Here is an 11,311-nt window from a genome sequence, read left to right as displayed (position 1 = left end):
GCGTCCTGGAGGATTCGAACCTCCGACCGCCTGGTTCGTAGCCAGGTACTCTATCCAGCTGAGCTAAGGACGCGCAGATCTTCTTGCTAAGAAGTTGTGAAGTAAATCACATTCATTTCTTACGAAACAAAAAAAAGGCCATCGGGCCAGTCAATGAATGGCGGTGAAGGAGGGATTCGAACCCTCGATACGGGATAAACCGTATACTCCCTTAGCAGGGGAGCGCCTTCAGCCTCTCGGCCACCTCACCGTTTTCATTGTTATATCTCAGAAGAGATATGGCGCGTCCTGGAGGATTCGAACCTCCGACCGCCTGGTTCGTAGCCAGGTACTCTATCCAGCTGAGCTAAGGACGCACTTTTTGTTGATAAATCAACGTTGCAAGAATGGCGGTGAAGGAGGGATTCGAACCCTCGATACGGGATAAACCGTATACTCCCTTAGCAGGGGAGCGCCTTCAGCCTCTCGGCCACCTCACCGTCTTGCGGAGGCACATATTACGTTTTACCGAAAATATGTCAAACACTTTCTTTGAAAAAATCTACGAAACTGGCTTAACCGTTGCTGATTTAATCAAAGTGACTATTAAACGAACTTTATCACTCTATTATGATGAAAAAAAGAGAGTCTTCTCTGAAAAAAAGACATTTATTTTCAAATAACTTTCTGAAGTTCGAATCAACATTATTGATGAATTCACAGCCATACTCAACACAATAGTTTCTGCAAATTTTCAAAAACAGTAAAAACTAAAAAGGCCAACCCTTCGGTTAGCCTTTTTCATTCAAACTAAGCTCTGTAAACAGGAGCGACTTAGTAGTTACCTGAAGCAACGTTGCCATTGCCTTTTTCAGCTTGAATGCGCATGTAGATTTCTTCACGGTGAACTGAAACCTCTTTCGGAGCGTTAACGCCGATACGCACTTGGTTACCTTTAACACCTAGTACAGTTACAGTCACTTCATCACCAATCATCAGTGTTTCGCCTACGCGGCGAGTCAAAATTAGCATTCTTTGCTCCTTGAGTAATCTCTAAATTTTCTTGCTACAAAGCTATTATCCAACAAAAGTTATATTTTCGTAAACTACCTTGTTAGCGAAAATCAGCCTAAAAAGGCATGTTTTTGTTGAATGTTTAATGCTTCACTAGACGTAATGTAAGCATCATGCAGAATGTTTGCTGCTGTATCCACACATTCGGGTGCTAAAACTAGCATCATAGTGAGTGCATTCGTTGCGCTGAAATTGATCTCAATATCTCGCTTTGCCAACAAATCGCATGCGTGCTCTACCATTCCATTGGCCTCAAGCCCCACTGCGGTCAACAGGCTTACCACTTCACTATTACGGATTTTGTCGCTGAACACCAGATCGAACTTGGCACATGCATCTTGTTTTATCATGATACCTGCCCGTTCTGTTTCCTCGATCACATTCCAAATGTCGATACCCAACATCTGACATTGTTTTGTAGCACTAGATAAATGTTCTTTATCGACTTCGATTATGGCAAGGTCACGTTGAATGGCTATACCAGAGACGGCTTGATTGCCTAACTCCCCCTTTACCAGACTGCCTTCATTAACATCAAATGTCGAAAGCACGCGCAGTGGCACATTATTCTTCCATGCAAATTGCACTGAAGGTAAATGTAATACTTTCGCGCCTCGGCTTGCCATCGCTTCCATGGAAGGAAAATCGATAACCGCCAATTTTCGCGCGTTTTTCACTACACGTGGGTCACAAGTATAAATACCATCAACGTCGGTAAAGATTTGACACTCATCAGCGCGCAATGCGCCTGCCAGTGCCACTGCGCTCGTATCTGAGCCACCTCGACCTAATGTGGTGATATCCCCGTTCTCATTCACACCTTGAAAGCCTGCAACAATCACGATTTGGTCTTGCTCAAGCAATCCCAGAATTGTCTTAGTATCAATGTGTTTAATCGTTGCGTCATTGTGTTGATTATCCGTCACAATATTCGCCTGTGCTCCGGTAAGCGAGCGTGCAGCATGACCCAATTTATTGAGTGTCATTGCTAACAGTGCCATTGACACTTGCTCACCAGCAGAGAGCAAAACATCAAGTTCTCGAGCTGTAGGCACGCTATCTATCTGTTTAGCGAGGTCCATCAGTCTGTTTGTTTCGCCTGACATTGCAGACACGACAACAACAACTTGATTGCCATCATTTTTCGCCTTAATGATGTGTTCAGCAACTTGGTGGATTCTTTCAATTGAACCCACGGAGGTTCCGCCAAACTTTTGCACGATAAGGGGCTTTTTCACCAGTCTTCACCTTCCCAAGACCGAAGTCTCTTTAGAACTGCTTACATCGTCAGTATTTCCTTTTAGAAAAATTATATAAGCAGTAGTTACAACAAAAACCAAATAGCCTCAATGACTCGGTTAACTTTTGGTCAATTAAACCACTTGGCTGCTAAAAAAAATTACGCTCAATCAAAGAAACTTGATTGAGCGTAATTTTAGTAGTTAAAAGCTTATAAGCGCTCTTCTAACCAAGGCTGAACTGTTTTAATTGCCTCTGGTAGTGCGGCTACATCAGTACCACCAGCTTGAGCCATGTCAGGACGACCACCGCCCTTACCACCGACTTGCTCAGCAATCATCTTAACTAGATCACCAGCTTTTACTTTACCAGTTAGATCTTTAGTCACACCAGCAATCAGGCCAACCTTGTCACCTGTCACGTTGGCAAGCAGTACGACACCAGACCCCATTTGGTTCTTGATGTCATCAACCATAGTACGTAGGTTCTTGCTGTCAGCGCCTTCAAGAGCTGCGACTAGAACTTTTGTACCATTGACTTCAACCGCTTTGCCCATGATGTTAGCGCTTTCTGCTGCCGCCATCTTATCTTTTAGCTTCTGCACTTCTTTCTCTAGCGCTTTTGCTTTCTGTGCAGATTCTGCCAGTTTCTCTTCGTACTTCGCGTTTTGAGCTTCAATCGCGTCTAATGCAGCCTCGCCTGTTACCGCCTCAATACGTCGAATACCTGCAGCAATGCCGCTTTCTGAAGTGATTTTGAATAGGCCAATATCACCTGTGCTTGATGCGTGAATACCACCGCAAAGCTCTGTCGAGAAGTCACCCATAGACAGTACGCGTACTTCGTCATCGTACTTCTCACCAAACAGTGCCATTGCGCCTTTCTTCTTAGCAGACTCAATGTCCATCACGTTGGTTTCAATCGTGTGGTTGCGACGAATTTGCGCGTTAACTAGACGCTCAACTTCTTTCAGTTCTGCTGCAGTTACGGCTTCTAGGTGTGAGAAGTCGAAACGTAGGTTGTCTGCCTTCACCAATGAGCCTTTCTGCGTTACGTGCTCACCTAAAACTTGGCGTAGTGCTGCGTGTAGCAAGTGCGTTGCTGAGTGGTTTAGAGAGATAGCTGCGCGACGCTCTGCGTCAACGATAGTTGCTACTTCATCACCTTTCGCTAGAACGCCTTCTGCCATTACACCGTGGTGCGCGATTGCGTTACCTAGTTTTTGAGTGTCCTCAACGCGGAATACACCAGACTCAGTACGGATTTCACCAGCGTCACCACACTGACCGCCTGACTCTGCGTAGAATGGTGTTTCACCAAGTACGATGATTGCTTTGTCGCCCGCAGATAGCGAATCTACTTCGTTGCCTTCAACGAACATCGCTGCTACAGAACTAGAGCCTTTAGTACCTGTGTAACCACAGAATTCTGTTTGCGTATCAACTTTGATTGCTGCGTTGTAGTCAGTACCAAAGTTACCCGCTTCACGCGCACGTTGACGCTGCTCTTCCATCGCTTTCTCAAAACCTTCTTCGTCGATTGCGAACTCACGCTCACGTGCAACGTCGTTAGTTAAGTCAGCTGGGAAGCCGTAAGTGTCGTAAAGTTTAAATACGGTTTCGCCGTCCAGTACTTTACCGTCTAGGTTATCTAATGCTTCGTTTAGAATCGCCATACCGCGCTCAAGTGTACGACCAAAGTTTTCTTCTTCGATACGCAGTACTTTTTCAACCACAGCTTGTTGACGCTTCAGCTCTTCACCAGCCGTACCCATGATGTCTGCCAGTACGCTAACCAACTTGTGGAAGAATGCACCTTGTGCGCCCAGCTTGTTACCGTGACGAACTGCGCGACGGATGATACGGCGTAATACGTAACCACGACCTTCGTTTGAAGGCATAACGCCATCCACGATCAGGAATGAACATGAACGGATGTGGTCAGCGATAACGCGTAGTGATTGGTTTGATAGGTCTTCGTAACCGATCACTTCTGCTGCTGCTTTGATAAGAGCTTGGAATACATCAATTTCGTAGTTTGAGTGAACGCCCTGCATGATTGCAGAGATACGCTCGATACCCATACCAGTATCTACCGATGGTTTGGGTAGCGGTTCCATAGTGCCGTCTGCGTGACGATTGAACTGCATGAATACGTTGTTCCAGATCTCGATGAAACGGTCACCATCTTCTTCAGGCGTGCCAGGACGGCCACCCCAGATGTGCTCACCGTGATCGTAGAAGATTTCAGTACATGGACCACAGGGGCCAGTGTCGCCCATTTGCCAGAAGTTATCAGACTCGTACGGCTTGCCGCCTTCTTTATCACCAATGCGAACAATACGATCAGCGGGCACGCCAACTTTCTTGTTCCAGATGTCAAACGCTTCGTCATCGGTTTCGTAAACAGTTACCAATAAACGATCCGCTGGCAGTTTAAGAACTTCGGTTAGGAATTCCCAAGCAAAGGAGATCGCATCTTCTTTGAAGTAATCGCCAAAGCTGAAGTTGCCTAACATTTCAAAGAATGTGTGGTGACGAGCAGTAAAGCCAACATTTTCTAGGTCGTTATGTTTACCACCAGCACGTACGCAACGCTGAGCCGTAGTCGCTCGAGTGTAGGCTCGTTTTTCTAAGCCTAAGAAACAATCTTTAAATTGGTTCATACCTGCGTTTGTGAACAGCAGGGTTGGGTCGTTATGTGGAACTAACGATGAACTTTCTACGATTTGGTGTCCTTTGCTCTCAAAGAACTTGAGGAACGCGTTACGAACCTCATCAGTGCTCATGTACATGCAGCTCTTCCTGAAAATAGTCGAGTTAGAATTTTGCCGTATTGTAGATCATGCAAACAGCTGAGACTAGTTTTCTTGAGGAAAAGAGGGAGTAGGAGAAAAAATTTGAAGCAAAACAAAAATCAGTGCGGACGACTGACCGTTAATCTTCGTCCTCAAAGCTCAGCGCGTAGCTGATTTGGTCAAAACTGTAGCCGCGATACTGCAGAAAACGAACTTGTTTTGCGTACTCTTTTTGGTCTTTGGCTTTAATACCTTTGAATTTCTTTTCTGCCGCCTGTTTAGCCAGTTCAAACCAATCTTGCGGCTCTTCAGCCATAGCTTGCTCAATCACCGATTCCGCAACACGCTTCTGGTTTAACTCTTGACGAATTCGACGCTCTCCATGTCCTTTGTATACATGCTGTCTAATTTGACTCTTCGCGTAACGTAAATCATCTAAATAGTTATGGTCTAGGCAAAAATTAATTGCGATGTCGATGTCTGATTCTTCATAGCCCTTCATCGATAATTTTTGGTAAAGCTCATACTGACCATGATCGCGACGGCTAAGCAATTGGATAGCTGCCTCTTTGCTCGATAATGTTGGCGCCTGGCGTTTTTGGTACATGATGATCCTAAAAGTATTTTTGCTGTACAGGCTCTCAATGGCCTTTGTGATAATTCGATTTTTGATTTCAATAGATACAACAAAGCCCCGCATTGCAGGGCTTTGTCATTTATTAATCTATGAAAGATTAAAACTCTTCAGCTTGCTCTGGCGCTTCACCAGCTTCAGGCGCTTCCGCAAGTGCTGGCGCTAGCAACATTTCACGCAGTTTTGTATCGATAGTTTTGGCCACTTCAGGATGCTCACGCAGGTAGTTACACGCATTCGCTTTACCTTGACCAATCTTATCGCCATTGTAGCTATACCAAGCACCGGCTTTTTCAACTAACTTGTGCTTCACACCTAGATCGACAAGTTCACCTTCGCGGTTAAAGCCTTGGCCGTACATGATTTGTGTGTTTGCTTCTTTAAATGGTGCTGCAATCTTATTCTTAACAACTTTGATGCGCGTTTCGTTACCTACCACTTCGTCACCTTCTTTGATTGCGCCAGTACGACGGATATCTAGACGAACAGAAGCGTAGAACTTAAGTGCGTTACCACCTGTTGTTGTCTCTGGGTTACCAAACATCACACCAATCTTCATACGGATTTGGTTGATGAAGATACACATACAGTTAGACTGCTTTAGGTTACCCGTTAGCTTACGCATTGCTTGAGAAAGCATACGTGCTTGCAGACCCATGTGGCTATCGCCCATTTCGCCTTCGATTTCTGCTTTCGGTGTTAGTGCTGCAACAGAGTCGACAACCATAACATCGATAGCACCAGAACGTGCAAGTGCGTCACAGATCTCTAGAGCTTGCTCACCTGTGTCTGGCTGAGAAACTAGCAATGCATCGATATCAACGCCAAGTTTCTTCGCGTATACAGGATCTAGAGCATGCTCTGCATCGATAAACGCACACGTTTTGCCTTCACGTTGCGCAGCAGCAATAAGCTCAAGCGTTAATGTTGTTTTACCTGAAGATTCTGGGCCGTAGATTTCTACGATACGACCCATTGGTAGACCACCAGCACCCAAAGCGATATCAAGAGAAAGAGAACCCGTTGAGATGGTTTCTACGTCCATTGCGCGGTTATCACCAAGGCGCATGATAGAGCCTTTACCGAATTGCTTTTCAATTTGACCTAGCGCAGCGGCGAGCGCTTTCTGTTTGTTCTCGTCCATTACTTTCTCCGATTTATTCATCTTCTTTGGGCGACGAATAGTAATTCATTTTTCTTAAGCAGAAGAACTGCTCAGCAATGAAAGTTATTATACTGTTGATTCATACAGTGTCCATACCTGTATGAAAAAAATTTGGCTGACCTAAAGTCATGATTTGCTCTAGCCCTTATCAATGCTGGGCTAAAACAAGTTAAGAAATTCTAGAGCAGATGTTGATACAATTGAGTCAGCGCGTGCTCGACCGCTTTTTTGCGAACTTCTGCACGGTCACCAGAGAAATGCATGGTTTCGACTTGCTGCCAACTTTGGTTATCAGCAAAAGCAAAGCAGACCATGCCGACTGGTTTCTCTTCACTGCCACCACCCGGCCCTGCAATACCACTGATGGACACACCGATGGTGGCATTGGAGTTTTTAATTGCACCCTGCACCATTTCAATCACAACTGGCTCACTCACTGCACCATGCGCTTCTAACGTTGAAGCTTGCACACCAAGCATCTCCATTTTCGCTTCATTACTGTAGGTGACGAACGCACGGTCAAGCCAAGCTGAACTACCAGCAATGTCAGTAATGGCGGTTGCAACACCACCACCTGTGCATGATTCTGCGGTTGTTAAAACATGCCCGTGTTTAGTCAATAATGCGCCTAAATCGGCACTCAATTTTGTTGTTTTTTCCATAGCCAAAATGCCCTTTGTCTCTTTTTACTTGATAGGGATTCACGTATCCTAAGCCGCTACGGAAATAAACAAAAGAACTTACCTGTGAAAGCTGAACAAAAACACACTCCGATGATGCAGCAATACCTCAAGCTAAAAGCTGAGAACCCAGAGATTTTGCTGTTCTACCGCATGGGCGATTTCTACGAACTCTTTTACGATGATGCCAAGCGAGCTTCTCAGCTTCTTGATATTTCATTGACCAAACGTGGTGCGTCTGCAGGTGAACCTATCCCAATGGCGGGTGTGCCATTTCACGCCGTAGAGGGCTACCTGGCAAAACTTGTTCAGCTTGGTGAGTCTGTGGCGATCTGTGAACAGATTGGCGATCCGGCCACCAGCAAGGGACCGGTAGAACGTAAAGTTGTGCGTATCGTGACACCAGGTACTGTGACGGATGAAGCGCTGCTTTCTGAGCGTGTCGATAACTTAATCGCAGCAATTTACCATCACAACGGTAAGTTCGGTTATGCGACGCTGGATGTCACCTCTGGTCGCTTCCAACTGACAGAACCAGAGACTGAAGAAGCGATGACAGCCGAGCTTCAACGTACTGCACCACGTGAGCTACTGTTCCCAGAAGATTTTGAACCTGTACATTTAATGGCGGGCCGCAATGGTAACCGTCGTCGCCCAGTCTGGGAGTTTGAGCTTGATACGGCTAAGCAACAACTCAATCAACAATTTGGCACAAAAGATCTGGTTGGTTTTGGTGTAGAACATGCGTCCTTAGGGTTATGTGCTGCTGGTTGTTTGATCCAGTACGTAAAAGATACTCAACGTACGGCTTTACCTCATATTCGCTCTTTAACGTTTGATCGTCAGGATCAATCCGTCATCCTTGATGCTGCTACCCGACGTAATCTGGAAATTACTCAAAATCTAGCAGGCGGAACCGATAACACGCTCGCTGCAGTACTCGACCATTGTGCAACTCCGATGGGCAGCCGAATGCTGAAGCGTTGGTTGCATCAGCCTATGCGTTGCATTGAAACGTTAAACAATCGCCTTGATGCGATTGGTGAGATTAAAGAACAAGCTCTGTTTGCCGATCTTCAACCAACGTTAAAGCAAATTGGTGATATTGAACGTATCTTAGCGCGCCTTGCATTACGCTCTGCTCGCCCTCGCGATATGGCTAGACTTCGCAATGCCATGCAACAGCTACCAGAGCTAGAATCTGTCACCGCTTCTTTGACCCATCCGTACCTAACGAAATTGGCGAAGTATGCAGCTCCGATTGACGAAGTATGTGACCTGTTAGAGCGCGCGATTAAAGAAAATCCGCCGGTTGTTATTCGTGATGGTGGCGTCATCGCTGAAGGCTACAATGCGGAGCTCGATGAATGGCGAAAATTGGCAGACGGTGCAACAGAATATCTTGAGCAGCTTGAGCGAGATGAGCGTGAACGACACGGTATCGATACGCTTAAAGTAGGCTATAACAACGTTCATGGCTTCTTTATCCAAGTGAGCCGTGGCCAGAGCCATTTGGTTCCACCGCATTATGTACGTCGCCAAACCCTCAAAAACGCTGAACGCTACATCATCCCAGAGCTTAAGGAACACGAAGACAAAGTACTTAACTCGAAATCTAAAGCGTTAGCACTTGAGAAACAGTTGTGGGAAGAACTGTTTGATCTATTGATGCCAAACCTTGAGAAGCTGCAAAACCTAGCTTCTGCTCTGTCTCAACTGGATGTATTACAAAACCTAGCAGAGCGTGCAGATTCGTTAGATTACTGCCGCCCAACGCTTGTGAAAGACGCAGGAATTCACATTCAAGCTGGTCGTCATCCAGTCGTAGAACAAGTAACAACAGAGCCGTTCATCGCGAACCCAATTGAGCTGAACCCAGCCCGTAAGATGTTGATCATTACCGGTCCAAACATGGGTGGTAAATCAACCTACATGCGTCAAACTGCGCTGATTGCATTGATGGCACATATCGGCTCTTATGTACCGGCAGAATCCGCACAGATTGGTTCTTTAGATCGTATATTTACTCGTATTGGTGCGTCAGATGATCTTGCATCTGGCCGCTCGACCTTCATGGTAGAAATGACCGAAACAGCCAATATTCTTCACAACGCAACTAAGAATAGTTTGGTGCTAATGGATGAAATCGGACGCGGTACTAGTACTTACGACGGTCTGTCTTTAGCTTGGGCAAGTGCGGAATGGCTCGCAACACAAATTGGTGCGATGACCCTATTTGCAACCCACTACTTCGAATTAACAGAGTTACCAAGCCAGCTGCCAAACTTAGCGAACGTTCACTTGGATGCCGTAGAACATGGAGATAGCATTGCCTTTATGCACGCAGTTCAAGAAGGTGCGGCAAGTAAGTCTTACGGTCTGGCTGTTGCGGGCTTAGCAGGCGTACCAAAAACGGTCATCAAAAATGCGCGTAACAAGCTATCTCAGCTAGAGCTACTGGGGCAAAACAGTGACACACCACGTCCAAGTGCAGTAGATGTGGCTAACCAGTTGAGCCTGATTCCAGAGCCTAGCGAGGTCGAACAAGCTCTGTCAGGTATTGACCCTGACGACTTAACGCCACGCCAAGCTCTTGAAGAGCTGTATCGCTTGAAGAAGATGCTGTAAACAGACTCACACCGACGAGCAAAAAAGAAAAAAGGCTATGGGGAACCATAGCCTTTTGTGTATCTAGTGAAATACGGATTATTTAATCGTCTTCTACGTTAAACAAGTTTTCCATATTCAAACCTTGTTTGATTAGGACTTCACGAAGACGACGTAAACCTTCCACTTGTATTTGACGTACTCGCTCACGTGTCAGACCAATCTCTCGACCAACTTCTTCCAGCGTCGAAGGCTCATAGCCTAGTAGGCCGAAGCGTCGTGCAAGCACTTCTTTCTGTTTCGGATTCAACTCTTCTAACCAATGAATCAACGATGATTTGATGTCGTCATCTTGAGTCGAAACTTCTGGATCAGAGTTGTTTGCATCAGGAATAATATCCAGCAGCGCTTTCTCACCGTCACCACCGATTGGCGTGTCGACAGAGCTAATACGCTCATTAAGGCGTAACATTTTGCTTACGTCTTCGACTGGAATATCTAATTGAGCAGCAATTTCTTCTGCGGTCGGTTCGTGATCGAGCTTTTGAGAAAGTTCACGCGCAGTACGCAGATAAATGTTCAGCTCTTTCACTACATGGATAGGTAGACGGATCGTGCGAGTTTGGTTCATCAACGCTCGCTCTATCGTTTGTCGGATCCACCACGTTGCGTAAGTAGAGAAACGGAAACCACGTTCTGGGTCGAATTTTTCGACCGCTCGGATCAAGCCGAGGTTACCTTCTTCAATCAGATCAAGTAGTGCTAGACCACGGTTACTGTATCGACGAGAAATCTTAACAACCAAACGTAGGTTACTTTCGATCATACGTTTGCGTGCCGCTTCGTCGCCACGTAGGGCGCGTCTTGCGTAAAGCACTTCTTCTTCGGCAGTAAGTAAAGGTGAGAAGCCAATTTCGCCCAAATACAACTGAGTTGCATCTAAGCTTTTACTGCTCGCGTCAAATTCTTCACGCGCAGTCGCTTTGCTTTCTGTGGATGATGATCTTTCGAGTTCGTTATCAATGGTCTTCACTGACGCATTGTCAAATGCAAACTCTTCAACTTTGGTTACTGTGTTGCTGATACTCATAACGCCTCCCCCTGGCGAGTTAGCAAGACATGACAACTCAATATGT

At 45.9% G+C, this 11,311-nt stretch carries 8 protein-coding genes and 4 tRNA genes; 1 reads left to right on the top strand and 11 read right to left on the bottom strand.

What is annotated here, in order from left to right:
• The 10 genes from R7E51_RS12350 to pncC all read right to left on the bottom strand — a co-directional run bounded on the left by R7E51_RS12350 (position 1) and on the right by pncC (position 7,550).
• Positions 1 to 73, bottom strand: a tRNA-Arg gene (locus R7E51_RS12350).
• Positions 74 to 158: 85 nt separating this feature from the next.
• Positions 159 to 250 (bottom strand) — tRNA-Ser (locus R7E51_RS12345).
• Positions 251 to 279: 29 nt separating this feature from the next.
• Positions 280 to 356, bottom strand: a tRNA-Arg gene (locus R7E51_RS12340).
• Between the two features lie 31 nt (positions 357 to 387).
• Positions 388 to 479: transfer RNA gene (locus tag R7E51_RS12335), tRNA-Ser, on the bottom strand.
• Positions 480 to 813: 334 nt separating this feature from the next.
• Positions 814 to 1,011: a carbon storage regulator CsrA gene (gene csrA / locus R7E51_RS12330; protein ID WP_004415691.1), complete on the bottom strand. Its 198-nt coding sequence runs from the start codon at positions 1,009 to 1,011 to the stop codon at positions 814 to 816.
• Between the two features lie 92 nt (positions 1,012 to 1,103).
• Positions 1,104 to 2,291 carry an aspartate kinase gene (locus tag R7E51_RS12325; protein ID WP_005383803.1) on the bottom strand — a complete coding sequence of 396 codons (1,188 nt, stop codon included), beginning with the start codon at positions 2,289 to 2,291 and terminating at the stop codon, positions 1,104 to 1,106.
• A gap of 212 nt (positions 2,292 to 2,503) precedes the next feature.
• Positions 2,504 to 5,086 carry an alanine--tRNA ligase gene (alaS, locus tag R7E51_RS12320; RefSeq protein WP_053350718.1) on the bottom strand — a complete coding sequence of 861 codons (2,583 nt, stop codon included), beginning with the start codon at positions 5,084 to 5,086 and terminating at the stop codon, positions 2,504 to 2,506.
• A gap of 142 nt (positions 5,087 to 5,228) precedes the next feature.
• The gene (gene recX, locus R7E51_RS12315) at positions 5,229 to 5,696 is read right to left on the bottom strand and encodes a recombination regulator RecX (protein ID WP_017633543.1); all 468 of its coding nucleotides are present in this window, start codon (positions 5,694 to 5,696) and stop codon (positions 5,229 to 5,231) included.
• 127 nt (positions 5,697 to 5,823) lie between these two features.
• The gene (recA, locus tag R7E51_RS12310; protein WP_005380874.1) at positions 5,824 to 6,867 is read right to left on the bottom strand and encodes a recombinase RecA; all 1,044 of its coding nucleotides are present in this window, start codon (positions 6,865 to 6,867) and stop codon (positions 5,824 to 5,826) included.
• Between the two features lie 200 nt (positions 6,868 to 7,067).
• The gene (pncC, locus tag R7E51_RS12305) at positions 7,068 to 7,550 is read right to left on the bottom strand and encodes a nicotinamide-nucleotide amidase (protein ID WP_206958353.1); all 483 of its coding nucleotides are present in this window, start codon (positions 7,548 to 7,550) and stop codon (positions 7,068 to 7,070) included.
• Positions 7,551 to 7,634: 84 nt separating this feature from the next.
• On the opposite strand from pncC, the gene mutS reads away from it, so the two are divergent.
• On the top strand, positions 7,635 to 10,196 hold the full coding sequence (gene mutS, locus R7E51_RS12300) for a DNA mismatch repair protein MutS (protein ID WP_206958355.1): 2,562 nt from the start codon (positions 7,635 to 7,637) through the stop codon (positions 10,194 to 10,196).
• Positions 10,197 to 10,278: 82 nt separating this feature from the next.
• On the opposite strand, the gene rpoS is transcribed toward mutS, so the two are convergent.
• Entirely contained in the window at positions 10,279 to 11,265 is a 987-nt protein-coding gene (rpoS, locus tag R7E51_RS12295; protein ID WP_005380887.1) for an RNA polymerase sigma factor RpoS, read from the bottom strand.
• Positions 11,266 to 11,311: the final 46 nt, after the last annotated feature.

Origin of the sequence: Vibrio sp. Vb1166 (genome assembly GCF_033338695.1) — a bacterium.
Classification (GTDB): domain Bacteria; phylum Pseudomonadota; class Gammaproteobacteria; order Enterobacterales; family Vibrionaceae; genus Vibrio; species Vibrio alginolyticus.
Note: the sequence above shows the minus strand (reverse complement) of the source record. Positions and strands in the feature narration are given on the sequence as shown.

Coding starts and splice junctions, on each gene's coding strand:
- csrA (WP_004415691.1), bottom strand. CDS start 1,011: ATGCTAATTTTGACTCGCCGCGTAGGCGAAACACTGATGATTGGTGAT.
- alaS (WP_053350718.1), bottom strand. CDS start 5,086: ATGTACATGAGCACTGATGAGGTTCGTAACGCGTTCCTCAAGTTCTTT.
- recX (WP_017633543.1), bottom strand. CDS start 5,696: ATGTACCAAAAACGCCAGGCGCCAACATTATCGAGCAAAGAGGCAGCT.
- recA (WP_005380874.1), bottom strand. CDS start 6,867: ATGGACGAGAACAAACAGAAAGCGCTCGCCGCTGCGCTAGGTCAAATT.
- pncC (WP_206958353.1), bottom strand. CDS start 7,550: ATGGAAAAAACAACAAAATTGAGTGCCGATTTAGGCGCATTATTGACT.
- rpoS (WP_005380887.1), bottom strand. CDS start 11,265: ATGAGTATCAGCAACACAGTAACCAAAGTTGAAGAGTTTGCATTTGAC.